The 25393-nt window shown below is 70.2% G+C and carries 20 protein-coding genes and 1 pseudogene; 11 read left to right on the top strand and 10 right to left on the bottom strand.

Going from position 1 to position 25393, the window contains the following annotated elements; genetic code table 11:
- Window positions 1–212 precede the first annotated feature (212 nt).
- The 6 genes from OHT61_RS01395 (at window position 213) to OHT61_RS01420 (ending at window position 7563) form a co-directional block, all read left to right on the top strand.
- Entirely contained in the window at window positions 213–755 is a 543-nt protein-coding gene (locus tag OHT61_RS01395; protein ID WP_329034263.1) for a GNAT family N-acetyltransferase, read from the top strand.
- Between the two features lie 157 nt (window positions 756–912).
- Window positions 913–1764: an enoyl-CoA hydratase/isomerase family protein gene (locus OHT61_RS01400; RefSeq protein ID WP_329034264.1), complete on the top strand. Its 852-nt coding sequence runs from the start codon at window positions 913–915 to the stop codon at window positions 1762–1764.
- A gap of 230 nt (window positions 1765–1994) precedes the next feature.
- A complete protein-coding gene (locus OHT61_RS01405) occupies window positions 1995–2939 on the top strand; it encodes an MIP/aquaporin family protein (protein WP_329043048.1) in 945 nt (314 codons plus the stop codon).
- Window positions 2940–3156: 217 nt separating this feature from the next.
- Window positions 3157–4410 carry a GAF domain-containing protein gene (locus tag OHT61_RS01410; RefSeq protein WP_329034266.1) on the top strand — a complete coding sequence of 418 codons (1254 nt, stop codon included), beginning with the start codon at window positions 3157–3159 and terminating at the stop codon, window positions 4408–4410.
- A gap of 104 nt (window positions 4411–4514) precedes the next feature.
- A complete protein-coding gene (exaC, locus tag OHT61_RS01415) occupies window positions 4515–6038 on the top strand; it encodes an acetaldehyde dehydrogenase ExaC (RefSeq protein ID WP_329034268.1) in 1524 nt (507 codons plus the stop codon).
- 379 nt (window positions 6039–6417) lie between these two features.
- Window positions 6418–7563 carry an SMI1/KNR4 family protein gene (locus tag OHT61_RS01420; RefSeq protein ID WP_329034269.1) on the top strand — a complete coding sequence of 382 codons (1146 nt, stop codon included), beginning with the start codon at window positions 6418–6420 and terminating at the stop codon, window positions 7561–7563.
- 1 nt (window position 7564) lies between these two features.
- Here OHT61_RS01420 and OHT61_RS01425 read toward each other — a convergent pair.
- The 4 genes and pseudogenes from OHT61_RS01425 to OHT61_RS01440 all read right to left on the bottom strand — a co-directional run.
- Window positions 7565–7720, bottom strand: a pseudogene (locus OHT61_RS01425) (IS5/IS1182 family transposase); the annotation flags it as partial.
- Window positions 7721–7926: 206 nt separating this feature from the next.
- On the bottom strand, window positions 7927–8538 hold the full coding sequence (locus OHT61_RS01430) for a DUF6461 domain-containing protein (protein WP_329034271.1): 612 nt from the start codon (window positions 8536–8538) through the stop codon (window positions 7927–7929).
- A 269-nt stretch (window positions 8539–8807) separates the two neighbouring features.
- Window positions 8808–9368, bottom strand: coding sequence for a DoxX family protein (locus OHT61_RS01435; protein ID WP_329034272.1), 561 nt, complete (start codon window positions 9366–9368; stop codon window positions 8808–8810).
- Window positions 9369–9584: 216 nt separating this feature from the next.
- Complete coding sequence (locus OHT61_RS01440) at window positions 9585–10148, bottom strand: NADPH-dependent FMN reductase (protein WP_329034274.1); 564 nt, start codon at window positions 10146–10148, stop codon at window positions 9585–9587.
- Window positions 10149–10548: 400 nt separating this feature from the next.
- Here OHT61_RS01440 and OHT61_RS01445 point away from each other — a divergent pair, with 400 nt between their 5' ends.
- The 3 genes from OHT61_RS01445 to OHT61_RS01455 all read left to right on the top strand — a co-directional run bounded on the left by OHT61_RS01445 (window position 10549) and on the right by OHT61_RS01455 (window position 13252).
- A complete protein-coding gene (locus OHT61_RS01445) occupies window positions 10549–11106 on the top strand; it encodes a MarR family winged helix-turn-helix transcriptional regulator (protein ID WP_329034276.1) in 558 nt (185 codons plus the stop codon).
- A gap of 216 nt (window positions 11107–11322) precedes the next feature.
- Window positions 11323–11733 (top strand): DsbA family oxidoreductase, encoded by a 411-nt coding sequence (locus OHT61_RS01450; protein WP_329034277.1) that lies wholly within the window; start codon window positions 11323–11325, stop codon window positions 11731–11733.
- 316 nt (window positions 11734–12049) lie between these two features.
- Window positions 12050–13252 carry a metal-dependent hydrolase family protein gene (locus tag OHT61_RS01455; protein ID WP_329034279.1) on the top strand — a complete coding sequence of 401 codons (1203 nt, stop codon included), beginning with the start codon at window positions 12050–12052 and terminating at the stop codon, window positions 13250–13252.
- Window positions 13253–13685: 433 nt separating this feature from the next.
- Here OHT61_RS01455 and OHT61_RS01460 read toward each other — a convergent pair whose 3' ends face one another.
- The 6 genes from OHT61_RS01460 to OHT61_RS01485 form a co-directional block, all read right to left on the bottom strand.
- Window positions 13686–14231 carry a hypothetical protein gene (locus OHT61_RS01460; protein ID WP_329034281.1) on the bottom strand — a complete coding sequence of 182 codons (546 nt, stop codon included), beginning with the start codon at window positions 14229–14231 and terminating at the stop codon, window positions 13686–13688.
- A gap of 553 nt (window positions 14232–14784) precedes the next feature.
- Window positions 14785–17910 carry an alpha-mannosidase gene (locus tag OHT61_RS01465; RefSeq protein WP_329034283.1) on the bottom strand — a complete coding sequence of 1042 codons (3126 nt, stop codon included), beginning with the start codon at window positions 17908–17910 and terminating at the stop codon, window positions 14785–14787.
- Between the two features lie 68 nt (window positions 17911–17978).
- The gene (locus OHT61_RS01470) at window positions 17979–19154 is read right to left on the bottom strand and encodes a glycoside hydrolase family 76 protein (protein ID WP_329034284.1); all 1176 of its coding nucleotides are present in this window, start codon (window positions 19152–19154) and stop codon (window positions 17979–17981) included.
- 47 nt (window positions 19155–19201) lie between these two features.
- Window positions 19202–20062, bottom strand: coding sequence for a carbohydrate ABC transporter permease (locus OHT61_RS01475; RefSeq protein WP_329034285.1), 861 nt, complete (start codon window positions 20060–20062; stop codon window positions 19202–19204).
- Between the two features lie 2 nt (window positions 20063–20064).
- Window positions 20065–21027 carry a carbohydrate ABC transporter permease gene (locus OHT61_RS01480; protein ID WP_329034287.1) on the bottom strand — a complete coding sequence of 321 codons (963 nt, stop codon included), beginning with the start codon at window positions 21025–21027 and terminating at the stop codon, window positions 20065–20067.
- A complete protein-coding gene (locus OHT61_RS01485; protein WP_329034288.1) occupies window positions 21024–22337 on the bottom strand; it encodes an ABC transporter substrate-binding protein in 1314 nt (437 codons plus the stop codon). Before OHT61_RS01485 ends, OHT61_RS01480 begins: the two co-directional genes overlap by 4 nt.
- Before the next feature lie 286 nt (window positions 22338–22623).
- Here OHT61_RS01485 and OHT61_RS01490 point away from each other — a divergent pair, with 286 nt between their 5' ends.
- Window positions 22624–24336 (top strand): class I mannose-6-phosphate isomerase, encoded by a 1713-nt coding sequence (locus OHT61_RS01490; RefSeq protein ID WP_443049340.1) that lies wholly within the window; start codon window positions 22624–22626, stop codon window positions 24334–24336.
- Window positions 24333–25331, top strand: coding sequence for an ROK family protein (locus OHT61_RS01495; protein WP_329034290.1), 999 nt, complete (start codon window positions 24333–24335; stop codon window positions 25329–25331). The genes OHT61_RS01490 and OHT61_RS01495 overlap by 4 nt, the downstream gene beginning before the upstream one ends.
- The last annotated feature ends 62 nt before the right edge of the window (window positions 25332–25393 follow it).

Below are 25393 nucleotides of genomic sequence, written 5' to 3' on the forward strand. Positions count from 1 at the left end.
TGACGGGCAGGTGTGTGCGCCCGCTCCGGAGCACGCCGGTCACGCCCTCGCACCACCGGGTGCGCTTCGGCCCGAATGCCGTTCATCCGGACGGGAGATGACAGTCGGTCCCCCGGAACCGGCACCGCCGGGGGCGGCGTACGATCGGTCGCGGCCGCGCGGGACTCCCCCGCACCTGACCGGCCGTCCCACCCGACAAGGCGGCAGAACACGTGCGTCCGACCCTGATCCGCCTCGTCGAGCCGTCCGACGGCCCCGCACTCGCCGACCTGCTCGCCCGGGACAGGCAGCTCCGTGCGCGCCTGCTGCCCGCGCGGCCCGCGGAGTTCTACACGCCCGAGGGCCAGGCCTCGGTCATCGCGTCCCTCCTGGCCTCCCACGGCGACGGGCTGGCCTGGCCCGGCGTCGTGGTCACGGACGGGACCGTCATCGGACAGATCGGCATCAGCTCGATCCTGCGCGGCCCGTTCCAGAAGGGGTATCTCGGCTACTGGGTCTCGTCCCCGCACGAGGGGCGGGGACACACGAGCCGTGCCGTCGGCCTCGCGCTGCGGATCGCCGAGGACGAATTGCACCTCCACCGCCTGGAGGCGCACACCCAGCTGGAGAACCTCGCGTCCCAGGCGATCCTCCGCAAGCACGGATTCAGACCCTGGGGCATCGCGCACGAGCACTTCTACGCGGACGGCGCATGGCGTGACGAAATGTTCTGGGAGAAGAAACTGTCCGCCGCCATGCGGCGTCCTGTCCACTGAACGGGCCCGCAGGACCGGATTCCGAAATCGGCGGCAGGAATTCCCAGAAGTTGTGGAGCGGGTGCACACACCCGGAATTCGTGTGACAACACGACTCTGCACTTCATTGGGCGAGTCCCGGATCCGGCACGGACATCGGGAGTTAGCGTCACGTCCCATGGCCTCCCCCACCCGGTTCACCCTGACCGAACATTCCCCCACCCTGTGGCGCGTGACGTTCGACAATCCTCCGGTCAATCTCATCGACTCGACCATGACGAGCGAACTCGACGAGGTGTTCACGCGTGCGGAGAAGAGCGACCGCGTCGCGGTCATCGTCTTCGACAGCGCCGACCCCGAGTTCTTCATGGCGCACTACGACCTGTCGGCGAAGGACGAGCTCGATCACGTCCTCGCCCACCCCGAGGAAGTCCATCCGTACACCGCTCTCCTGACCCGCCTCACGAAATTGCCGTTCGCGACGATCTCCTCCGTCAGGGGGATCGCGCGTGGCGCGGGCAGTGAGTTCCTGCTCGCCACGGACATGCGATTCGCAAGCCTGGAGAAGGCGGTCATCGGTCAGTTCGAGATCGGCATGAGCGCGATCGCGGGCGGCGGTCCCGCAACGCGACTGCCCGGGCTGGTCGGACGGGGCCGCACCTTCGAGATCCTGTACGGCGGTCTCGATCTGGACGGGGCGCGCGCCGAGCAGTACGGCTACGTGAACCGGGCCTTCCCCGACGCGGAACTCGACTCCTTCGTCGATGAGTTGGCGACTCGCATCTCCTCCTTCGACCTGCAGACGATCAGGGACGTCAAGCGCTTCGTGAACGTCGCGACCCTGCGGCCGGACGCCGAGTTCAAGGATCAGATGGACGCGTTCTGGGCCGCGGTGAACCGTCCCGCGCAGCAACACGTCGCAGGCAAGCTGTTCGAGGCCGGCCTCCAGCAGCGAAGCGAACTGGAACGCGACCTCCCCCAGTGGGTGACGCGCTTCCAGTACCGCGCGGGAGCCGGCGAAGGACAGTGATCCCCCTCCGGACGGACCTCATCGGCCCGGCCGGATCTCCCGGCGTCGTCGCCCGAGTCGCCGAGGGCGCCGCCGCGCTTCGGCGCCCCGCGGTCTCGTGACGCCGGTCCGCCCCACACCGTGCGCGCCGTGCCGGCCCCCGTGCCTCGAGGCCGAACCGGCACGACGCGCCGGGTGGGCACCCGCCGGTGACACGGCCGGCCGGATCAGTCCGTCCCAGAGGAGCCATGATGGCTGTTGAAATTCCCCCCTTGGTCAAGCCCTCACGGCTGAGACGTCGTGGAGGGCTGCTCGGCGAGTGCCTCGCGGAGTTCCTCGGCATGTTCGTCCTCATCTCCTTCGGATGCGGGGTGGCGGCCATGGCCGTGGCCGCCCTGCCGGGCTCGGGGCGTTCCGCGGGACCCACGACGAGCTTCCTGGCGGCAGGCGACTGGGTGATGCCCGTGATGGGGTGGGGCCTGGCCGTGACCCTCGGCATCTATGTCGCCGGAGGCGTCAGCGGGGCCCACCTCAACCCGGCGGTGACGCTCGCCTTCGCGGTGCGCCGCCGGTTCCCCTGGCCGAAGGTGATCCCGTACATCGCCGCGCAGGTGGTCGGGGCCTTCGCCGGAGCGGCGCTGGTGTACGCGGTCTACCACGACGCGATCAACGCCCTGGACCTGGCGATGAAGGGGCCCAAGACGAACGGCCACACGCTCGCCACCTTCTCCATCTTCGGCACCTTCCCCGCGTCGTACTTCAACGGGGGCGTCTGGGGCCCGTTCGTCGATCAGGTGGTCGGTACCGCGTTCATGCTCATGTTCGTGATGGCGATCATCGATCTGCGCAACCCCGCGGTGAGGGTCGCCCTCGGGCCGCTCCTGATCGGCCTGGCGGTCGCCGCGATCGGCCTGTCCTACGGTGCGAACGCCGGTTACGCGATCAACCCGGCGCGCGACCTGGGACCGCGGCTGTTCGCGTACGCCCTGGGTTGGCAGGAACTCGCCTTGCCCGGGACGCTGCCGGGCGCCTTCAGTGACTACTTCTGGATTCCTCTTGTCGCGCCCCTGGTCGGCGGAGTGGTCGGGGTGCTGGTCTACGACCTGTTCATCGGGGACTCCCTGTTCACCCGTACGCAGATGGCCAAGCCTCCGGAGGTCGGCTGCACCCGGCCCGTGACGAGTTCGAAGGGCTGACACGCTCGACCGGTCCGCGGCCGCTCGGACGGCCCGGCCCAGGTCGTGACCGCCTCGTCCGCGCGGCCGCGGACCGGTCGGCGGCCCGGCAGGGACGGAGTGCGCGTTCCGCCGGGGCGGACCGGCGGCGATTGCCCCGCGCCCGGTGCTTGTCGGGGACGCCCGCTGCCCCGACGATGGGAGCCACGCGCCACGCCGGCCGGGACGGGAGGGCGAGTTGACGGACCCCTGGGTGGCTCTGCCACCGGACGCCGATCCCGGTGTCCGGCTCGGTGAACTGCGCCGCGCACACGAGGCGTTCACCTCCGGCGGCCGGGTGGAGACACCGGTGCGCTCCGTGGTCGGCCAGTCCTGGCGGCGGTCCGCGCGGGCGCGGGTCTGCCCGGACGGTGCGGCCCGGGTCGAACTGCGCGCGGACGAGCTCGGGCCGTACCGGGACGCCCACCCCCTGGCGCGCGTCATGCCCATGATCCGTGAACTCATGAGTGCGTACGCGATGGACGGCGAGCACCTCCTCGCGGTCTGCGATGCCCACGGCCGGCTGCTGTGGGTGGAAGGACATGCGCGGGCACGCCGGCGCGCGGAGCGGATGAACTTCGTGGAGGGCGCCCGCTGGGCCGAATCCGAGGCCGGGACGAACGCACCGGGTACGGCGCTCGCCGTGGACCGCCCGGTCCAGGTGTTCGCGGCCGAGCACTTTCTGCGGCCGGTCCAGCAGTGGACGTGCGCGGCGGCGCCGCTGCACGACCCGCATACGGGCCGGGTGCTGGGCGCCGTCGACATCACGGGAGGCAACGGACTCGCGCATCCGCACAGCCTGGCCTTCGTGCACGCGGTGGCCCGGGCGGCCGAGTCCCACCTCGCGCTCGTCGCGCCGGAGCCCGCCGGGGCGCCGGTGCGGCTGCGCGCACTCGGCCGGGACGAGGCACTCCTGGTCCTCGGCGGACGCAGGATCCGGCTCGGCCGACGCCACAGCGAGATCCTGGTGACGCTGGCCCTCCACCCCGAGGGGCTCGGTGGCGACGAGCTGCTGATCGAGCTGTACGAGGACGAGTCGGTGTCCCCGGTGACCCTGCGGGCCGAACTCGCCCGGCTCCGGCGGCTTCTGGGACCGGAAGCGCTGGACTCACGACCGTACCGGTTGCGCGCGGCGGTCGACGCGGACTTCGAGACCGTCACACGCCGGCTGGACTCCGGCGCGGTCGCGGCGGCCCTCGGTGCCTACGCGGGCCCCCTGCTGCCGCGTTCGCAGGCGCCTGCCGTCGTCCGGCTGCGCAGCAGGATCGCGGACCAGCTGCGGGCCGCGCTCATCGCACGGGGCGATCCGGGACTGCTCGCCGACTGGGCGTACAGCCCGTGGGGTGCCGAGGATCTCGCCGTGTGGCGGGCCCTCGCCGCGGCGGCGTCGCCGGAGCGGCGCGCGGCCCTGCTGGCGAGGGCCAGGGGGATCGACGCGGAGCAGCGCGCGTAGGGGGCCCCGGTCGCCCCGCGCAACGGCGTTGCAACGTCCCGCTGCCTAGCGTCGGGCCGAGGGCTGTCCACGGCGGGCGGCACCGGATCCGGGAGGCCACAGAGATGACCCGTTACGCTGCTCCGGGCACCGAGGGTGCCATCGTCTCGTACGAGTCCCGCTACGACCACTGGATCGGTGGGGCCTACGTCCCACCGGCCCGTGGCCAGTACTTCGAGAACCCGAGCCCCGTCAACGGCCGGCCCTTCACCGAGATCGCCCGTGGCACGGCGGACGACGTGGAACGCGCCCTGGACGCGGCCCATGCTGCGGCCCCGGCCTGGGCAGCGGTCTCCGCGGGTGACCGGGCGACGGTCCTGAACCGGATCGCGGACCGCATGGAGCAGCACCTCGAGGCGCTGGCGGTCGCCGAGAGCTGGGAGAACGGCAAGCCGGTGCGCGAGACACTCGCGGCCGACATACCGCTCGCCGTCGACCACTTCCGGTACTTCGCCGGTGCGCTCCGGGCCCAGGAGGGCTCCCTGAGTGAGATCGACGAGGACACCGTCGCCTACCACTTCCACGAGCCGCTGGGTGTGGTCGGTCAGATCATCCCGTGGAACTTCCCCATCCTGATGGCCACCTGGAAGCTGGCCCCCGCGCTCGCGGCGGGCAACGCGGTGGTCCTCAAACCGGCCGAACAGACCCCGGCCTCCATCCACGTGTGGATGGACCTGGTCGCGGATCTGCTTCCGCCCGGTGTCGTGAACATCGTCAACGGTTTCGGCGAGGAGGCGGGCAAGCCCCTCGCCTCCAGTCCCCGGGTCGCGAAGATCGCCTTCACCGGCGAGACCACGACGGGGCGGCTGATCATGCAGTACGCCTCCGAGAACCTCAAGCCCGTCACGCTGGAACTGGGCGGGAAGTCGCCGAACCTCTTCTTCGACGACGTGTGGGCGCTGGACGACGACTTCCGCGACAAGGCCCTCGAGGGGTTCACCATGTTCGCCCTCAACCAGGGCGAGGTGTGCACGTGTCCGTCCAGGGCGCTGATCCAGCGCGGGCACTACGGCGATTTCCTCGAGGCGGCCATCGCCCGGACCGAGAAGATCGTCGCGGGTCACCCGCTGGACACGGACACGATGATCGGTGCGCAGGCGTCCGGCGAACAACTGCGGAAGATCCTCTCGTACCTGGAGATCGGGCAGCAGGAGGGCGCGAAGGTCCTGACTGGTGGTCAGCTCGTCGAGCACGGCGGTGAACTGCAGGGCGGCTTCTACGTCCAGCCGACGATCTTCGAGGGCGACAACCGGATGCGGGTGTTCCAGGAGGAGATCTTCGGTCCCGTGGTCGCCGTGACGTCCTTCTCGGACTTCGACGACGCCATCACGACCGCCAACGACACGCTGTACGGGCTCGGAGCAGGCGTGTGGACCCGGGACACCAACACCGCCTACCGGGCGGGCCGGGCCATCAAGGCGGGCCGGGTCTGGACCAACTGCTACCACGCCTACCCCGCCCACGCCGCGTTCGGCGGATACAAGCAGTCGGGCATCGGCAGGGAGAACCACAAGATGATGCTGGAGCACTACCAGCAGACGAAGAATCTGCTGGTGAGCTACTCGCCGAAGAAGCTGGGCTTCTTCTAGACGCCAGAAATGGGCGCCTGAGCAGGAAGTTCACCTGTCAGGCGCCCTTCTCGGCGTGCATCAAAGCCACGGGGGGGAGGGAAGCGCGGAGTGAATCCCCTAAGTCCGTCACGCCGCGCACACCTCTGACCTGCGGGGCAGCGGCCTTCTCCGGAGGCCAAAGGGGCACCACGCACTGAGCCTCTTCGAGTTGGCCACCGATCGAGTGATTGCGACTGAGCGCTTCAGCGTCGAGTGGGCGGATGCAGCGTCCGGTGCCAGCAACTTGGTGAGCCGGGACAAGGGTCACTCGAAGCTTGGCGGCCTCAACACAACCCGGTGTCAGGGCCGGTGAGCGACGATCGAGCCGTTGTCAGCCGCTGGTTCTAAGGTCGGCCCTATGACATCAGACCTGATCAAGGAGTCATGGACTCGCATCGACGCGTGGCTGCGCGAGCACGCGCCCCGCACGTTTGCCACGCTTCGGCCGCCCGCAGGAGACGAGGAGATCGCCGCAGCGCAACAGGAACTGGGGGTCACCTTTCCTCCGGACCTGGTCGCTTCACTCCACCGGCACAACGGGGCGCTGGAGGGACCTGAGGCCTTCCGCTTCAGCACGGGCGACCGGCTGCTCGGAGTGAGCGGAATCCTCCAGGACACCGGATTCATGCGCGGCATCGACCAGGGCTTCGACGGGGAGACCGAGAACTACTGGCTTCACGATTACGTGAAGTTCGGTTCTTACGACGTGACTTCGGACGGTCTTCTGATGGATTGCCGTACCGGGCGGGACTCCTTCGGCGCGATCGGACGGTTCTTCGACGAGACCGGCGCCAGTTTCGGGCAGGCCGACTCGCTGGGTGAGTATCTGGCCGAACTGGCCGGCACGCTTGAGCGCGGCCAGGACGCCGGTGTCGTCACCTTCAACGGTCGGCTGTTCTGGGAGGGACATCCGCCTGCCAGGCCGCAGTACGGTGCGGACGAGCCCTGTCCCACACCGGACGAGCAACTGCCGGAGCTGGACCTCTCCTACAGTCCCACCGACATCCTCCACGTGAGCCACCTGGACGGGCATGAGGAACTCGGTGCGCTGATCGCAATCCTGCCGTATGAGCAGGTGGTCGACGCCGCGCGGAAGCAGCTGCGCAGACTGGCGGTCGAAACGGGCCTGGCCAACTACCCGGAGGTCAAGACAGCCCTGGACGCGTGGGAGCGCGGTGTGGCCCCGCCGCAGCCGGACCAGACCGGCCCGCTCGCCCTGCGACTCCGCATGGCGCTCGCACAGGCCGACGCCGGCCGAGACCACACGCGCAGGTGGGCCGTGGAGAAGATCGCCCTCGGGATCTGGGGGTCCCCGTACAGGTCCGTGTGCGAGAGCGCGGAGACCCGGAGCCACTTCACTCCCGACTGGCGTGCGGACCTGCACGCAGACCTGGGCAATCAGCCCCTGCCAGCGATACCTGACGACCGATTCTGGGGGGCGCTGCGCAACCCCGCCATCGACTCCAGTTGGTACGCGGCCCAGTACAGCCAAGATCAGGACTGACCAGAGTGGTGTGCTCTCGCAGGTACACCGGTGCCACCCTCGCCCGCTGAGACGGACCGAGCTTGCAGCGCCGGTCGCCCTCACGAGTGACCACCAGCATGGAGACCCACTCCACGAGCGCGCGAGGCAGGTCAAGCGCGACAGGATGGACGACCAACGAGGCCCCCGAGCAACGTGATCGAGACGTCAGACATCTCGATCAACAGCTCCGGGGCCTCGTTCGTTGTGCTTCACGACCATCACCCGATCGGTGGCCGACTCGAAGAAGCTCACTGATACGCCCATGAAACAGGTCGACGCGACCTTCCCGGTTTCCCGGCGCCTGGATGCCTGGGCGGTGAGCTCCGATCGTGTCCACCCGGCTTACCCGAGTGGATCCGGCACACGGCCGCAGGTGAACTCCGCTGAGGCCAAGACTTCGGGCGTCAGGCGTACGCCTGTGAGGCGTTCGGCAAGGGCGAAGGCCGCTTCGGTGTGCCGTTCGAAGTTGCACTCGTCCGTTTCGTCCATGTCGAAACCCGCCCCCTCCATCTCCGTGAGGATCCCGTCCGGGTGGCTCCCGTCGCGCTGGTGGGCGAAGAGAGGCTCGAAGTGCAGGCGGGTGGTTCCGTCCTCGAACCAGCAGAAGTGATCGACCGCGTTGACATTGCGAAAGTGGGAGACCACCTCCCGCCCCCGCGAGATGGGCAGCATGAGCGCGTCCGTGACGCCCACAAAGCCGTTGTACTCGACCATCAGCGACCAGTCACCAACGGCAGTCACTCCTACGAAGTGCCCGTCGTCCTCGAACCGTTCGTACGCCGGCACCTCCATGGCGCGAACGCCGGTCACGCGCTCCCCGGTGGCGACGCCGAGCGCCGCGAGCAGCGCGTCGGGGGTCAAGCCTCGGGCGAGGGTGACGCAGTACGCCTCCATGAGGGACGGGTACTGCTCCTCGAGCCACCCGTAGTCGGCGGCGGTGCTCCTGTCGGCCATGCCCACAGCATTACAGCCGCCTCTGACAGCCGGCGCCACGCTCTCTTGCCCGAGATCCTTCTCCAGGTGATGGCGGCGTCCTGCTTCTCGGAGTGCGCCGGTACCAGCACGCGGTCCGGATCCACGATCACGTGGCCGTCCATGAAGGCTATGGTCCGGCGCTCGCTGCTTCCCGGAAGGTGACGACCGCCTCGCTGTCCTCCCGCGCCACAGCGAGGCGGTGGTCCACCGGACGTGGCCGCGACGACCGCGTCGCGGAACGGACCTGGTCAGGCGCGGAACAGCAGCACCACCGCAGCCACAAGGACACCCAGTGCGACCGCCGCGAAGCCGTAGCGCGAACGGTGCTTCCGCAGGCCGGGCAGGTGGGCGTCAATCGCCCATTGCCCCGGGCCGCTGATCGCCAGGGCCGCCGCGCCCGCGGCAAGGGTGAGTTCGTACTCCACGCCGGTGGGGGCGAAGAAGCCGCCGCCCCACTTGACGGCCACGGCGTTCACCATGATTCCGACGATCGCCGCTCCGGCGAGCGGCGTCAGCAGTCCCAGGGCCAGGCCTGTCCCTCCGAGCACTTCGGTCAGCCCCGCGATCACGGCCATCGCCTTGCCGGAGGGATAGCCCACAGAGGTGAAGAACTGGGCCGTACCGTCCACTCCTCCCCCCGAGAACCAGCCGAACAGCTTCTGGGTTCCGTGGCTTGCCATCGTCGCACCGAGGGCCAGGCGTATCAGCAGCAGCCCCGCGTCGTGGGCGTGCAGCGGGACACCCCGCTCATGGGTAGCGGAAGCGCCGGGTGCGGAGCGATCGAGGGCGTCGAGGTCTGACACGGACATTTTGGAGTCCTTTCTGATGATGCTGGGCGCAGCCTGCGGACCCGACGCCGCTGAGCACGGGTCGCGTGTGAGGGCACAGGAATGAGGCCTGGTCGCATGGCCGTAGTGGTCAAGGCCGCCCGGGCGCGGCCCCGGAACCTGGGTGCAGTCGGCTCCGGGGCGCCCCTGGGGTGGTGGAACGGTCTCGCGATGCCCGCCCTTCGGCGGGCGGGGATGTCAGACCCGGACTGTCTTGAGGGCGCGGGCCCACGACTCCAACTGGTCGAACAGCGTGGTCGCGGCAGCGTCGTGCTGCTCGGCCGGCTTGAAGACGGAAAAGTTCTCGAAGTCGGTGAACAGGGAGAAGGACAACTGCTGTCGCACATGGGCGAGTTGCAGTTCGCTGGCCACGGTCCGCAGGTGCTCGACGGCTCGAGCGCCACCGAGGGAGCCGTAGGAGACGAAGGCGGCGGACTTGTTGTTCCACTCGCCGTACAGGTAGTCGATCGCGTTCTTGAGGACGCCGGAGGTCGAGTGGTTGTACTCGGGGGTCACGAAGATGTACCCGTCGAACTCCGCGATCTTGGCCGCCCATGTCTTGGTGTGCTCACCCTGGTACTGACCCATGGCCGGCGGGATGGCCTCGTCCAGGTGAGGCAGCGGGTAGTCGACGAGGTCGACCAACTCGTACTCGACGCCGGCGCGGGCGCCGGACCGGTCCACCACCCAGTCGGCGACGGCCTTGCCGTTGCGGCCGGGGCGGGTGCTGCCGAGGATGACAGCGATCTTGAGGTCGTTCATGGGTCTCTCCCTTGGTGGGCCGGCCGCGTGACGCCGGGCCGGCGGGTGTGCGGCGGGCCGGAACGCGGCACTGAGCCACATGTACCGACCCGCCGTTCGTCAAGGCGGTGATGTCGTGCGCCCGACAGCCCCTGCGTCGGACACCTCCGGTCGAAGTCGAGACCGAGCATCCGGGCAGGGCCGGAACCATGCGAACGCGGGAGCGCCCGCATTCCACCGGTCGCGGAGGGCAGTTCGGCTGGTTCGTGCCACGCGGGAGCCAGCCACGCGCAATGGACGCAACGGTGACCTTCAGCGCCGGAACCCCTCTCACTTGAACCGTCAAGTGAGACCTTAGACCGTGTCACATGAACGTTCAAGTGAGTGGCGCTTGAACGTTCACGCCCAGTAGACTCGGCGCATGCCCGAAGATCATCCACATCCGAACGATCAGCCGCGCTGGCTGACGCCCGCGGAGCGGGCCACGTGGCTGCAATTCGGCCTGATGCTGCACAAGCTGCCGGCGGCTCTGGAAGCGCAGCTGCAACAGGACGCGGAGCTGCGTTACGTGGAGTACTACGTCCTCGCCGGCCTGTCCGACCAGCCGGACCAACGCATGCGCATGAGCGACCTGGCCATCCTCGTCAACTCCGAGCTGTCCCGCCTTTCCCACATGGCCGGCAGGCTGGAACGACGGGGACTCATTCGCCGTGAACCCGATCCCGCCAACGGCCGTTACACCCAGGCGATCCTGACCGAAGCAGGTCATGCCCACCTCATCGAGGCCGCACCCGGTCACGTCGCCCGGGTTCGCGACCTCGTCTACGACGTTCTCGACCCCGCCGAACTGGACGCCTTGGGCGTCATCGCCGAGAAGATCAGCAAGAGGATCGACGAGAGAATCGACGGGCAGGAGCAGGAGGCGTGCTCAGGCCGGGAAGCGGCCCCGCAGCACCCTCATGGAGACGCCACGCGATGACGGGCCTCACGGTGGACCGGGCCCAGCGTCCGGTATCCCCCGCGAGCCCTCAAGAGGGACACCGAGCCCCTCCATGGCAGTCCGAACAGGAGAGCGACTGAGGCGGCCTGCGGACTCAGGCCGACGAGCGATGCGCTTTCCGACCGGACACGCACGGCCCCGGCGCGGGAGAGAGCGGCCGGTGAAACCACCCACCCCCCAGCGAGATCGCCAGGGGTGAGGAGCGCGCCGCGGGCCGGACTGCAGGACGGACTGGCGGACCTCGCGCTCCGGGCGAGCTTCGGCGAGGAGCGCTCCGTCCACGACCGACAGACCCAGTTCGGCGTGGCCGTCGCAGCGGGACTGGGCGAGGCCGAGGTCGCGGCGGTCCTCGACGACCCGAAGGCGTATACCGACGAGGTCCGGAGCGACGAGCGGGAGGCCGTGGAACTCGGCGCCCGGGGCGGACCGTTCGTCGCACCCGACCGGCACCACGGTGTCGGCGGCGTTCAGTCGGCCGACGCCTGCACGAAGGCGCTGGAGCAGGCCCGGGCCAACCGGTCCGCCGCGGAGCGACGTCACCGAGCACGCCGTCGTCGACGAGGCGCGGGAACCGGCAATGAAGTGGAGCAACGCTCCGTTGACTGACGGAGCACCGCTCCGTTATGGTTTTCGTCCGGAGCGCCGCTCCGGACACTGGCATCTCACGGATCGGCGCCCCGCTGTGCGACCCGTCCGAAGAGTGAACCCGATGCCGCGGAAGCGAGGGTGCCGGTCACGAGGCCCGAAAACCACGTGCGAGGCAGCGCTGAAGCGGCACCGGCGGCCACCTCGGAGAAGGCGTTCGCATGACGCGCCGGACGCTGCCGCACCGGCTGGGGTGCGCCGTTCGTCCCCTGGACGGCACACGGCGTACGCCGACCCCCCACAGCACCGAGACACATAGCGAACAGTGAGAACTACCTTGCATTCCTTTGCTCTGCACGCGGGCATGATGTTCGACGGATTCACGATGTCGGGACCCACGACCGTGCATGTCCGAGGTGACCGCATCGTGCGGGTCGACCGTTCCGGAGAGGTGCCGGCCGACGGCAGTGAGGTCATCGACCTCGGTCCGGACGCATGTCTGCTGCCTGGTCTGATCGACAGCCACATCCACTTGGCGTTCGACGCCGGCGCAGACCCCGTGGCCTCGGTGACCGAGATCAGCGACGAAGACCTGCTGAAGCAGATGCGGACGATGGCGTGGACCGCGCTGCAAGCCGGGGTGACCACCGTCCGCGACCTCGGTGACCGGAACTACCTCTCCCTGGATCTGGTCCAGGAGTACGCCGTGCACCCGGAGTCGGGCCCGGAGATCCTTGCCGCGGGCCCGCCGCTGACCACACACGGCGGACACTGCCACTTCTTCGGCGGCGAGACCGAGGGCGCCGACGCACTCCGGGCAGCCGTACGCGAACGGCACGCCCGCGGCTGCGCCGTCATCAAGATCATGGCCAGCGGCGGCACGATGACCCCTGACTCCGTACCCCCGCACGCTTCGCAGTACAGCCTGGAGGATCTGCGGGCGGTGGTCGAGGAGGCACACGGCCTCGGGCTGCCGGTGGCTGCCCACGCCCATGGTGCACAGGCCATCAAGGACGCCCTCGAAGCCGGCGTCGACAGCCTGGAGCACGTCACCTTCCTGAGCGCGGACGGTGTGGACCCGGTCGAAGAGATCGTCGACGCCGTGGCGGCGAGCGACGCCTTCGTCAGTCTGTCGCTCGGCGTGGACCCCGGCGTCGCCGTCACTCCGCCCAAGGCCATGGCCGCGGTGGTGGGCAAGATGAGTGTCACGAACCGCGAGCTCTACCGTCGTGGGGCCAGGGTCGTCATCGGTTCGGATGCGGGCATCGCGCCTTTCAAGCCGCACGACGTCCTCCCGCACGGCGTCGCCGCTCTGACCCACTTGGGCGTCACGCCCCTCGAAGCACTGAAGTCCGTGACGAGTCTGGCCGCCCGGCTGTGCCGCGTGGAGGGCCGAAAGGGCCGCCTCGCGGCCGGGGCCGATGCGGACCTGCTCGTGGTGCGCGGAAATCCGGCCGCGGACACCGCTGCTCTGCTCGACGTCGAGGCGGTCTTCAGGGCGGGTGTGCAGGTGCGCGGCACCCGGGGAGACGCCCGCTGACTCCGGGGGTGGGGCGCCCGCCCTGCGGGGGCGTGGCGCCCCACCGCCCTTAGCCGGGGTGGCGAGAGCGCGAAGGAATCAGCGGGTGCGCTCCTGACCCGGCTCATCGGAAACCTCGAGGTGTCAGTCCCACGACCGGCACCGTCCGGCGACGTCCGGCGACGCCCCAGGCTCCGACGACGCGCCCGGCTCAGGCTCCGGCGGCAAGCAGGACGACTGAGTCGGCTCGGCGACGTACCGCGTGACGGGCCGTGTACACCCGGCGGTTCCGGCCGCCCCCGGAACCCACGACGGCCGGGACCCGCGACGACCGGATTCCCGCCCTCTTCGCGCACGCGCCGTGCGGCGCCGGTGTCACGGGCGCGAAGAGGCAGGACGTCGGCTCATGTCACACGACGCGCCGTCCCGGGGGGACAGCGCGTCGGTGTGGTGATCAGGCGCAGGGGGAGGACGGCGTGTCCACCGCGAAGACGTAGCCGCCCTTCCAGTTGATCAGATTCGAGGTACCGGCCTCGTTCTTCATGAGTGCCGTGATGGTGACGCAACGGCCGCCCGCGGCCTGTGTGCTGCTGCGCACAGGGCCCGCGTACTCGGAGAAGTTCCCGTAGTCGCGCTCGCCCGCACTCGGGGTGTCGCCGGGGTACATCCGCAGGTCCATGTAGTTGGCGCCGCCGGGCGTGTTGTTGTCCAGGATCGCGCAGGCGCTGTTGCCCTTCATGTAGAAGAAGAGCGTCCCATAGCGCTTGTCGGCGTTCGGGAGCGCCTTGGCGTCCACGAACTCGTAGCCGTCGCCGCACACGGTGGCCGACGCGAGGACGGACGCCTCGTTCTCGGCGGCGAAAGCACGGGCGGGCGCACCCGCTTCGGCGGAGATCGCCGGGGCCTCGACGGCGGTGGCCGCGGGCGCTGAGACACCGACGGCGGCCAGCGCCGTGACAGCCACACACGCACGCATGAGCTGGAATCGAACAGAAGACATTTTTTCTCCCCCGTGAAAGAAAGCCGACCCTCTCCCCAGGTGTGGAGTGAAGGCGGGGTGACGTTAGCCACTCGGGTTCTTCACGGGCAAGTGGTCTATACCTAGCGTCTTCTAACCGTGCGTCACATAGGGAGGCAACCGCTTTCACCGTCAACCACCTGCAAAGAGTTTGCCCGATATGCCTTCCGTCCGGTACTGCCGGACCGTGACCCTCTGTGCAACCGTGAGTCACGTCACAGCGCGACGCGGATGCCCTGAAGTGCGCCCGCGATCAAGGGCCTTCACCGCCACACCGCCCGAACCCGCGACAACACCGGACGACTCCAGGCAATTCGCGGGCTCGTGGCTGCCGTCGAGGCCCTCAGGGACCGGACGAAGAACTCCCCTGGTGCCGGACGCGCGGACGAAACCGGGCTCCCTCCGGACACCGGAGAGGGGCACCCGACAGGGTGTTCACCTGTCGGGCGCCCGTCTCGGGGAGCGTGGTGGGACGGACCGGTCGGCGACGGTCGGGCCGCTCCACCCGCCCGTCAGGCGTTCGGGTGCCCCTCCGTCACTCCTGCTCGCTGCCCTTTCCCCACGACAGCGACACCGCTGTCACACCGAGACGGGGCACCGGTACGGGCAGGGAGCCGTCCGCCTCGCTGTGCAGCGGGGCGATCACGGCGCCGAGCAGGTCCGCGGACATGGCCCCGGTCGCCGGGAACCCCGGGGTCAGCCGGCAGGTGACGGCCTCCTCCGCGAAGGACTGCAACCGTACGAGCACCCGCCCCGGCTCCGGCACGGTCAGACCGAGGACCCGCACGCGGGGATCGTCGAGGGTCAGGAGCCGGCTGGAGGTACCGGGGCCGGCTTCGGCCGCTCCCGTCGCCCGGACCGCGACCAGGGGACGGCTGCCGACAGCCGCCGTGCGCATGCCCAGCACCGGCCCGGTGACGGCGTGTGCGTCCTCCCAGCCGACGCTGTAGCGGAAGACATGGTCGAAGGCCTGCTCGGAGGGGAAGTTGGTGTCCCAGATGTTGTTGTGCACCCAGGAGAAGACCGTTCCCGGTTCCTCCTGGGCCAGCGACTGCGGGTAGGGCACATAGGGAATGGCGACCCCGCCCAGTTGGACCAGGGGCGCGTCGTGCGTGGCCAGTGCCGCGGCCGTCCCGCCCTCCTGGAGGCTGACCCAGCGACGCACCGCGCGCATGTGGCGGGCCGATCCGGGCACCGTGGGCAGGCCGGATCCGGTGACGCCGCCCGTGGCCTCCATGCGGACGTGGGGGGAGCCCATCGCGAACGGGAAGGCGAAGAAGGCGCTCTCCTTCGTCAGTGTGGCGGTCTTGTCGATCCGGTTCTCCAGATCGATCCGCGCACTCCCCCGGGGCAGGTGGACGCGCACGCGCAGCCGCCGGGTGCCGGCCGGGGCGCACTCGTACACCAGTGTCTCGCCGGTGGCGTCGGAGGTACGCTCGACCAGAGCCGCCGGAGGCGCGGTCCTGCGGGTGGCCAGCAGGTGCATGGAGTCGTCGGCCGTGGTCTTGCTCGACTGGTGGTTGAAGCCGCCGGCCGTGGCGTACTCGTCGTAGAGGTACCCGTTGAAGCCGACCGTCGCGTCCTGGCGGACGAGTTCGCTTCCCGTCCGCTTGTCCAGGATCGAGCCGATGCAGGCGGACGACAGGTCGACGCGGACGCGAAGGAACTCGTTCTCCAGCACCACCGCTTCCGGGGCCGGTGACTCGGCCGGTGCGGAGCGGTCCGCGGAGGGCGTGGAGGCGGGCTCGATGTCCACCCGCACGGCACCGTTCGCCGGCACCCGCGCCAACCGGAACAGCAGGAACCGGCCTGCCGCCCGGTGGAGTTCGTTGCTCTGCTGCTCCTCCGTCACCTCCAGCGCTGTGCCGTCGCGCGAGTCGACGACCCGGACCGCGTCGGTGAGCGGCACCGTGCTCTCCGGGAGGAACAGCCGGACCGTCTCGGCCCGCTGCCAGCTGCACGTGTTGACGACGTAGTACCCGGCGAGCGCGCCCTCGCGCGGCGCCAGGCGCTCCCCCAGTGCCGCACTCGCGGAGTCCAGCAGGGTGTTCGCCCCGTCATGGGCCCGCAGGGCCTGGGCGTACTTCCAGTGCCACTGGCGCTCACCGGAGGCGTGGCCGTGGTCGCCGTGCGTCCAGGGGTCACCGGCGCCCCAGGTGTGCTCGTTGAAGAGCGACGCGGCGCGGTACACCTCCGGGGCGGCCTTCACGATCTCCGCCCCGCCCTCGGCACCCAGGATCTCGGCGTAGCCGGCGAGGGTCTGGGCGTCGGCCAGGGCCGCCTGCCCGTCGCGGGTGGCCGCCAGGGGCACGGCTCCGGCACCGACGCCGTCGACCCACCAGTCGGTCCAGTCGCCCTCGTAGGTCTCGATGCGGTCGCCGAGCCGCTCCTCGGCGTCGACGAAGAAGTCCTCGTTGCGTGAGGTGCGCAGTACGGGGAAGGCCCACTCCTTGTTCCACCGGTGCACGGTGTCCGCGATGATGCGGCGCGGCGGCCCGTTGTCGGCGAACTTGCCCAGGACCCTCAGGTGCAGGATGTCCCAGGGGTACGGATCGCCCTTGAACTCCTCGTCCAGGACCGGGAATCCCGGGATGCCCTTGCCTTCGTGCGGGTACTGGTGGTTCGCCATCGCCGAGAGGTAGTCCGGGAGCAGGTCGTCGACTCGGTCGAACGATTCGTCGAAGCCGAGGATCGAGCCTTCCATGTAGGCGAGCCCGTGGGGTGTGTCGGTGCGCCACACCAGGACCTCGTTCCCGCTCGGCGCCCGCCAGCGGAACAGGCGGGGCAGGTCCTGGCCCCCCACGTGGTGCGGCACGGCGCGGCCCGCCCAGTTGTGCGCGACCGACAGGTACCGGATCCCCGCGGCGGCCAGGACGTCGGGCAGGCCCACGACCTGGCCCGGGACGTCCGTCTGCATGGCCGTGGTGATGTCGATGCCCTCGCGCTCGCGCAGCTCCCGTATCGGGCGCGTGAGTTCGTGCAGCTCGTCGGTGGAACAGGTCTCGGTGTGCAGGTTGAAGGGCATCGCCGTCAGTTCGATGCGGCCTTCGCGTACCCGGTCCAGGAACTCGGCGACCAGTCGCGGGGGCCGGTTCTGCGCCCAGTTCTCGTAGCTGAAGTGGCCTTCCACCGCCCAGCGGAACTTCGACGCGTCGGGACGGTCGTCGGTCGTCCGGCACAGTTCGAGGAGGGAGTCGAGGTACTTGCGTCCCTCGGCCAGGACGGTGCTCTGCGGGTCGGTGTAGCCGATGTCCAGGTGGGCGTGCTGGACCAGGTGCAGCGTCCAGTGGCGCTGCGGGGTGAGCAGGACTTCGATGCCCTCGTCCTCGGCGAGTTCGGGGAGGGCGATCCGGACAGGCGTGGGGGTCTCGACCTCCGGGAGCAGCAGTCGGGTGTCAACGCCCGGACCTGCGACGATGTCGCACCGCAGCACGGTGCCGGTGACCGTGGCGGCGTGGGCACGGGTGAGCGGCCGGCCCGCCGTGACGCGGACGGACTGGAGGAGGCCGCCGGTGCCGTCGTGGCGCAGGAGGGGCTCGCAGGAGAGCAGGACCCGGTGTCCGCCGAGGTCTCCCTCGGCGGACACCGAGCGCCGGCGCAGGATGTCTCGGGCCATGTTCGAGTCCCACCAGGAGGGACGGGCAAGTGCGGGGCGGGGCATGGGAGAGGTCTCCACTCGTGTGTGGTGCCGGGACGTGCTGCTCGGGGCGCGGGAGGGGTCGGGAGGCGTCAGGACGGGTCGGAGGCGAGACCGGCGAAGATCTGGACCATCGCGGACTGTTCGAGCGTCTCGGCCTGTGCGTCCGGGGCGTGGTCGCCGCCTCCCGACGGCTGGAAGCGGAACAGTCCGTCGGACGGTGTCCGGTTCTCCGTCCAGGTCCGCTCGGCGTACGCGGCGGCCGCCGCCCGGTAGGCGGGATCGGGCCGCACCTCGTCGAGGATGCGGAGGTTGTCGAAGTAGAAGGCGTTGAAGATCGCCGGCTGGTCGTGCAGCCGGTCGTCCTGCCCCCAGTGGCTGAGCGAGCCCTTGGCGTCGTCGACGGCGCGGTCGAGGTAGCGCCGGTCCCCCGTCGCGCGGTAGAGCGTGGTCGCGGTGCCGATCATCGCACCGGAGTTGTACGACCACAGGGCTTCGTTCACGGTGCCGTCGTCGTCACGGCTGTTGTTGTAGAGGCCAGGTGAGCGCCGCAGGCACGACCAGTTCCACTCGTACCACTTCTTCGCGCTCTCCAGGACCCGGTCGTCGCGGCCGATGGCGTAGAGCTCGGCGGCGAGCTGGGCGGAGAGACCGGTGACGTTGGCGGCCCGCATGGTGTTGTCCGGCGAGTCGACCCAGTGCATGCCTCCTGGGCACGGCTTCGTGGGGTCCTCGTCCCATGCCCGGCCGACGGTGGCGTAGGTCTCCCGCGCGCGGTCGAGGTAGACCCTCTTTCCGGTGGCGCGGTACTGGTCGAGGAAGGTGAGTCCGACGACGGCGTTGTCGTCGTAGAAGACGTCACCGCCCTGGCCGAGGGGTGCGGGCAGGTAGGAGTCGTATCCGGGGCGGCCGTCGCGGGGGTCGAAGTACCTCCGCAGGGTCGTGAAGCGTTCCGCGGCGTCGCGGCGGTAGCGGGGGCCGGCGTGCGGCAGTTCCGACATGTCGACGGTTGCGGCGGCGGCCTCACGCAGCGGCCAGAGGTAGGAGTGCGGGTTCTCCCCCTCCTTGCGCGGCGTCTTCTCCAGGTACAGGCCGTGCTCCTGCGGGCCCTGGTAGAGGTGCTGTTGCAGCGCACCGTAGGTGACCTCGGCGCGGCGGGCCCACGTCGAGGGCGTGCTGTCCCGGCCGGCGGCCGAGGCGGGCCCGGCCCACAGGGTGCCGGAGAGGACGGCGAGGGCCAGCGCGGCGTATACGGGTGTCTTCACCATGGTCTGCCTTTCGGAGCAGGTGTGAAGGGCGGGGTGGGCGAGGTGTGTCAGCCGTGCAGCTTGAGGCTGCTGACGAAGAAGCGCTGCGCGGAGAAGAACAGGACGACGGTCGGCAGGGAGACGAGCAGCGCGCCGCCGAGGACGACCGGCGGTCCCACGCTGGAGTAGTTGCCCTGCAGTTCGGCCAGCGCGGCCATGACCGGCCGGATGTTCCTGCTGGTGGACAGGGTGATGCCGAACAGCAGATCGTTCCAGACGGCGACGAACTGGAAGACGAAGGCGGCCACCATCGCGGACCTGGACAGGGGCACGTGGATCTGCCGGAAGATTCTCCACCAGGACGCGCCGTCCATCCGGGCCGCCTCGATGATCTCGGGCGCGAGCGTCAGGGCGAAGTTCCGCATGATGAAGTAGGCGAACGGGATGGCGATCGCCGCGTACACCAGGAACAGTCCGAACTGGGCGTCGTAGAGCCCGGTGCCGGCGTACGCGAGGAAGAGCGGGCGCAGGAACACCTGGAGCGGCAGCAGGGTCCCCGAGTAGATCAGCCAGAACCACAGCGTGCGGTGCCTGACCGGCATGACGACGGTCGCGAACGCGGCGGTGGTCGCCACCACGATGGCGGCGGCGGCGCTGGTGACGGCGTAGAGCAGGCTGTTGGCCATGGAGGGGCCCAGCTGCGCCTTCGTCCAGGCCTGCGACATGTTGTCGAGGAGGCCGAAGCCCTGCGGCCACCAGTGGGGTGTTCCGCCGTAGTCGGCGGCCGGTACGAAGGCGTTGACCAGCAGCAGCCAGGTGGGCAGCGCCCAGACGAGGGAGATGACCGTCAGGGTCACGTTGCGCAGGATCCGGCCGGGCGTGAGCCGTGCCCGCCGGGCACGACGGGGCGCGTCGGGGAAGGTGGGCATGATCAGTTGCCTTTCGGGGTCAGCTGACGCCGCAGATACAGCCAGGAGGTGAGGAGCACGATCACGGTGAGGATGACCGCCACCGCCGCGCCGGCCCCGGGGTGGAGGGCGAGGAACGTCTCCTGGTACATCGAGACCGCGAGGGTCTCCGACTGCCTGCCCGGTCCGCCCTGGGTGAGCACCCAGATCAGGTCGAAGGACTTGAGTCCGTTGACCAGGCTCGTGCCGACGACGATGACCGAGACGGTCCGCAGCTGCGGCAGCACCACGAACCAGAACTTCCGCCAGCCCGCCGCACCGTCCAGGGAGGCCGCCTCGAGGGTCTCGGGCGGGATGGTCTGGAGGCCGACCAGGAACAGGATGACCGCGACGCCCGCGGACTGCCAGGTGTTGGCGACGATCATCACCAGGGTGTTCCCCGGCCATTCGAGCAGCCAGCCCTGGGCGAGGGACCCCAGGCCGAAGGCCTTGAGGACCTGGTTCGCGGCGCCGTCGGTGTTGAGGACGAAGTTCCACACCACCGCCACGGCCGAGCCGGACAGGGCGTAGGGCAGGACGACGAGCAGCCGGGCGGCGCGGGACCAGCCGGCGCCCTGGGTCAGCACGGCGATGGCCAGGCCCAGTACGAGCGGGAGCGCGACCGTGCCGCCCACCCACATCAGGGTGTTCTCGATCGAGCGGGTCAGCACCGGGTCGTCGAGGAAGAGGACGTAGTTGTCGAATCCGGCGAAACCCGAGACGCGCCGGTCGTCGAAGAGGCTCCGGTAGACGGTCGTGACGAAGGGGAGCAGGAGCAGCGCACCCACCAGCACCAGCGCGGGGGCGAGGAAGCCGGCCGCGGCGAAGCGGTCACGGGTCCGCCGGGTGGGAGGGCGCTCCGGCCCGGAGCGGGCCGGGCCGCCGGAGCCTTTCCGCGGGTGCGGCCCGGCGAGGGGGGACCGCCGCTGGTCGAGGGAAGAACTCATGCCTCGTCCCTCTCCCATGCCGCCCACTCCTCGGCCGCCCGGCCCGCCATGCTGCGCAGCGTGCTCTCGGCGGAGGATGCGCCGGTCATGAAGGCTCCCAGGTCGTCGGTGTTCCCCTGGATGAGGTTGGGCGGACCGGATTCGCCGTAGCGGGGCAGCAGCGTCCAGTGCTCGCGGAGCGCCCGGTCCTTGAGGCCGGCTATCACCGGGTTGCCGGGCCGGGAACGCGGGTTGGCCGAGGCATCCTGGAGGAAGTCGGTCCACACCTTCTGGACCTTCGGGTCGAGCCAGTTGGCCGCGTTGGCCATCGCCGCGTCGTGCGAGGCCGCCTTGCGCGGGACGGCGAGCACGCCGGACTCCGTGATGACGGAGCGGCGCGTGGAGGCCTCGACCGGTGGCATGACGAAGGCGTCGAAGTCGACACCCGGCTTCAGGCCGGTGGCGGCGATCCCCTGCGACTGCCAGGACCCGTGCAGGAACATGCCGACGCGGCCCGACTTCAGCGCCGCGGCGCCGTTGTTCTGGTCGAAGTCCGCGGCCGTCATCCAGCCCTTGCGCATGAAGTCCTGCCAGATCTGCAGGGCCTTCCGCGCCTGCGGATCGGTGTACTGGGCCTTCCCGCTGGTCAGCCGCGTGTAGAACTCCGGGTCCACCTTGCTGACGAGTTCCTGGAACCACTCGTAGGCGGGCCAGTTGCCGTTCTGGGTGGCCACGAACGGGACGACGCCCGCCTTCTTCAGCACCTCGGCGTTGTGCAGCATCTCCTCCCAGGTCGCGGGGGCCCGGAGACCGTGCTTGCGGAAGAGGGAGGTGTTGTAGAAGAGCACGTAGTACGACTCGTAGAGCGGTATTCCGTAGACGGAGCCGCGGTAGGACATGGAGTCGCGGGTCTGCGCCGTGATCCAGCCCTTGCGCTCGTAGTCGGCCCAGACGGAGGACAGGTCGCTGAGCTCTCCGGTGCGGGCGAGTGACTTGAGGAAGTAGCCCGAAGCCCACTTGATCATGTCGGTGGCCTTGGTCGTCTGGAGCGAGATCTGCGTGACCTGCCTGTACGACGTGGGGTTCGGGTTGGACAGCGGCCGCAGTGAGTGGCCGGTGAGCTTCTTCAGCTCGCGTCCGGCAGCGACGTAGCCCTGGTCCCAGGTGGCGTTGTCGTTGGCGAGCGAGGTGGTGCCGGGCTCGACCGCGGTGCTGTCGCCCCGGGCGCAGCCGGAGAGCACGGCGGCCCCGCCGGCGGCGACGCCCGCGAGGACGCTGCGGCGGCCGAGCGGGTGGGACGGCCATCGGGCCGCCCCGCCGATTGATCTCATGGGTTCCCTTCCCTCTGGATCCCGGCAGGGATCCCTGGCTCTGGGGTGTGGTGGGTGAGGAGCCGTACGGCCCTCCGAGAGATCTCGCCGTACCGCGTGAATCAGCGGTCCGGATTGCCAGGATGTTAACGACACCATGGGGCCAATACAAGACTCCGTGACGAGATAACGACCGAAACGATGATCTAGCTGCGGCTATGGATCTACATCAGCCGCCCACCTTGTTCTCGACGAATGTTATCGATACCATCCTGCCGGTCGCCCGATCGTCTCCTCTGGAGGACCTGTGCACTCAGAGCCCCGCCCGTACGAACGCAACCCCCGCTACCCGGCCGCCGGCCCCGTGGTCCCCGGCTGGGACGGGGCGGTCGCTGCCCTGCCGGCCGGCCCGCTGGTGCTCGCCCTGGACGGTCCGGCGGCCCTGGACTGGGACCGGGCAGCCACGGAGCTCGCCTCGGCGCTGCGGGCACGGGACGTCGCCGTCTCCGCCCTCGACGTGCGGGAGCAGTGGTCACCCGAGGCCGTCGAGCGTCTGTGCGTGCCCGGCCCCGGGGCCGACGCCTTCTTCCTCCCGCTCGCCGAATTCACGATGGCCGACCTCTTCGACGGGGCACCGGCCGTCGAGCGGCCCACCGACGGTGTCGTGCTGGTGTTCGGTCCCGGCGCAGCCGGGTGCGCACCGGATCTGGTCTGGTGGGTGGACCTGCCCAAGCGCTACGCCGAGAGCGCCGTCGCCTCCGGCGTGCTACCCGTGGGAGCCAACCTCGGACGCCCCGGCGTGCCGGGCGAACTCCGCAGCCTCTTCTACACCGACTGGCCCGTCTCCGACCGCCACCGCGATGCGCTCGCACCCGTCATCGACCGGTGGATCGACGTACAGGATCCCCGGACTCCCGTCTCCATGGACGGCGAGACACTCCGCGCCACCCTCGCGGGCCTCGCGCGGCAGCCCGTGCGCACCCGTCCCTACTTCAACTCCACCCCCTGGGGCGGGCAGTGGGCGGCGCGCAACCTCGGGTTCGGGGCCGAGGGCGGCAACACGGCCCTCGGCTACGAGCTGATCGCCCCCGAAGCGGGAGTCCTCGTCGGTCCCGACACCGGCGCCCTGGTGGAACTGCCCTTCCAGCTCCTCTGCGTCCTGCACCCGGAGGAGTTCCTCGGCGCGGAGGTGCACCACAGTCACGGAACCTCCTTCCCCATCCGCTTCGACTACCTCGACACCGTCGGGGGCGGCAGCCTCTCGCTGCACTGCCACCCGCAGGAGCGGTACATGCGGGACGTCTTCGGCTGGCCCTACACCCAGCACGAGACGTACTACGTCACCGCGAGCGAACCCGGGTCCCGGGTCCTCCTCGGGCTGCGGGAGAGTATCGACGTGGACATCCTGCGGAAAGAGGTCGAGGCGTCGGCGGCGCACGGCACGCCTCTGCGCGTGGAGGACCACATCCAGACCTTCCCCGCCGAGCCCGGCCAGCTGTACATGATCCCGGCCGGCACTCCGCACGCCTCCGGTGCGGGGAACCTCGTGCTGGAGATCAGCGCAACGCCGTACCTGTACTCGCTGCGTCTCTACGACTGGCTGCGCCGCTCAGGTTCCGGGGTCCCCAGGCCGCTGTCGCACCGCCACGCCTTCGCCAACCTCGACGCCGGCCGGCGCGGCCGTGACGTCGTCGACGACCTTGTGCAGCGTCCGCGCGTCCTGCGTGAGGGCACGGGCTGGCGTGAGGAGATCATCGGCGCCCTGCCCGAGATGTTCTACGCGGTCCACCGCGTCGTGCTCGACGGGACGCGGCCCTCCGAGGACGACACCGAAGGCCGCTTCCACATCCTCAACGTCGCGGCCGGCGAAGGCGTGGTCGTGGAGACCGCCGACGGCCGGTGCCACGACATGGCGTTCGCCGAGACCCTCACCGTGCCGGCGTCCGTGGGCGGCTATCGCCTCCACCCCGTCGGATCAGGCCCCGTGCAGGTCATCAAGTCCCTGGTGACACCGTCATGACGCGGGTCCCCGTACTGGAGATCGGCGGAACCCATGTCACCGCCGCCGTCGTGGACACCGCCGCCGGGCTGCCGGTGGCCGGTTCGGTCGTCCGCAGGCCGGTGGCCGCCGGCGCCTGCGCCGCGGAACTCCTCGACTCGTTCGCGGAAGCGGCCCGGGGCACGGCGGAGCCCGGCATGGTCGACTGGGGCGTGGCCGTGCCCGGCCCCTTCGACTACGCCTGCGGCGTCGGCCGGTTCCGGGGCATCGGCAAGTTCGAGTCCCTGGACGGCGTCGACGTCGGGGCCGGGCTGCTGGCCAGGATCCCGTACGCGCGGGCCATCCGCTTCCTGAACGACGCGGACGCCTTCGCCATCGGGGAGCACCACAGCGGGGCGGCGGCAGAGCACGGCCGTTCCGTCTGCATCACGCTGGGGACCGGCGTCGGATCGTCCTTCCTGCGGGACGGACGGCCCGTCACCGAGGGGCCGGACGTTCCCCCCGACGGCCGGGCCCACCACATCACGGTCGACGGTCTTCCGCTGGAGGAAGTGGTCTCGCGCAAGGCGGTGCGTGCCCGCTACGCGCGATCCGCGGGGCTCGACGAGACGGCCACGGCTCCGGACGTCCGGGCCATCGCCGAACTCGCCCGTGCGGCGGACCCGCACGCCGTGGCGGCGATCGACGGGTGCTTCACCGCGCTGGGGCGCGCGCTGGCACCCTGGTGCGCCGCCTTCCGGCCGGACGTGATGGTCGTCGGCGGCTCCATGGCGGCGTCCTGGGATCTCATCGGGCCCGCCCTGCGCACCGGGCTCACTGCCGGAGCCGAGGGCCCACGAGCCACCGCCGCGGTCGCGACGATGGCTCTGCGTACCGCGCGACGGCCCGACGACGCACCCTTGATCGGCGCCGCCCAGTGGGTGCTGACGCACGGCGCGCGAAGCCATCCCCCCGCACCGGGGCCTTCGTTGGCCGGATCTCCGGCGCCCGGAGCTCCGTACGCGGCCCGCCCGTGACCGCGGAGCCGGCTCCGCGTCCGGAACACGGACCGACCGCCGGGTCGGACGGCGCGACGGGG

The organism is Streptomyces sp. NBC_00178, from assembly GCF_036206005.1.
In the GTDB taxonomy this organism is placed as follows: Bacteria; Actinomycetota; Actinomycetes; order Streptomycetales; family Streptomycetaceae; genus Streptomyces.

Bases quoted from the DNA above. Each gene is read 5' to 3' on its own strand.
- OHT61_RS01480 (WP_329034287.1), bottom strand. From the start codon at position 21,027: ATGAGTTCTTCCCTCGACCAGCGGCGGTCCCCCCTCGCCGGGCCGCAC.
- OHT61_RS01485 (WP_329034288.1), bottom strand. From the start codon at position 22,337: ATGAGATCAATCGGCGGGGCGGCCCGATGGCCGTCCCACCCGCTCGGC.
- OHT61_RS01445 (WP_329034276.1), top strand. From the start codon at position 10,549: ATGCCCGAAGATCATCCACATCCGAACGATCAGCCGCGCTGGCTGACG.
- OHT61_RS01440 (WP_329034274.1), bottom strand. From the start codon at position 10,148: ATGAACGACCTCAAGATCGCTGTCATCCTCGGCAGCACCCGCCCCGGC.
- OHT61_RS01460 (WP_329034281.1), bottom strand. From the start codon at position 14,231: ATGTCTTCTGTTCGATTCCAGCTCATGCGTGCGTGTGTGGCTGTCACG.
- OHT61_RS01435 (WP_329034272.1), bottom strand. From the start codon at position 9,368: ATGTCCGTGTCAGACCTCGACGCCCTCGATCGCTCCGCACCCGGCGCT.
- OHT61_RS01475 (WP_329034285.1), bottom strand. From the start codon at position 20,062: ATGCCCACCTTCCCCGACGCGCCCCGTCGTGCCCGGCGGGCACGGCTC.
- OHT61_RS01430 (WP_329034271.1), bottom strand. From the start codon at position 8,538: ATGGCCGACAGGAGCACCGCCGCCGACTACGGGTGGCTCGAGGAGCAG.
- OHT61_RS01465 (WP_329034283.1), bottom strand. From the start codon at position 17,910: ATGCCCCGCCCCGCACTTGCCCGTCCCTCCTGGTGGGACTCGAACATG.
- OHT61_RS01420 (WP_329034269.1), top strand. From the start codon at position 6,418: ATGACATCAGACCTGATCAAGGAGTCATGGACTCGCATCGACGCGTGG.
- exaC (WP_329034268.1), top strand. From the start codon at position 4,515: ATGACCCGTTACGCTGCTCCGGGCACCGAGGGTGCCATCGTCTCGTAC.
- OHT61_RS01495 (WP_329034290.1), top strand. From the start codon at position 24,333: ATGACGCGGGTCCCCGTACTGGAGATCGGCGGAACCCATGTCACCGCC.
- OHT61_RS01405 (WP_329043048.1), top strand. From the start codon at position 1,995: ATGGCTGTTGAAATTCCCCCCTTGGTCAAGCCCTCACGGCTGAGACGT.
- OHT61_RS01400 (WP_329034264.1), top strand. From the start codon at position 913: ATGGCCTCCCCCACCCGGTTCACCCTGACCGAACATTCCCCCACCCTG.
- OHT61_RS01470 (WP_329034284.1), bottom strand. From the start codon at position 19,154: ATGGTGAAGACACCCGTATACGCCGCGCTGGCCCTCGCCGTCCTCTCC.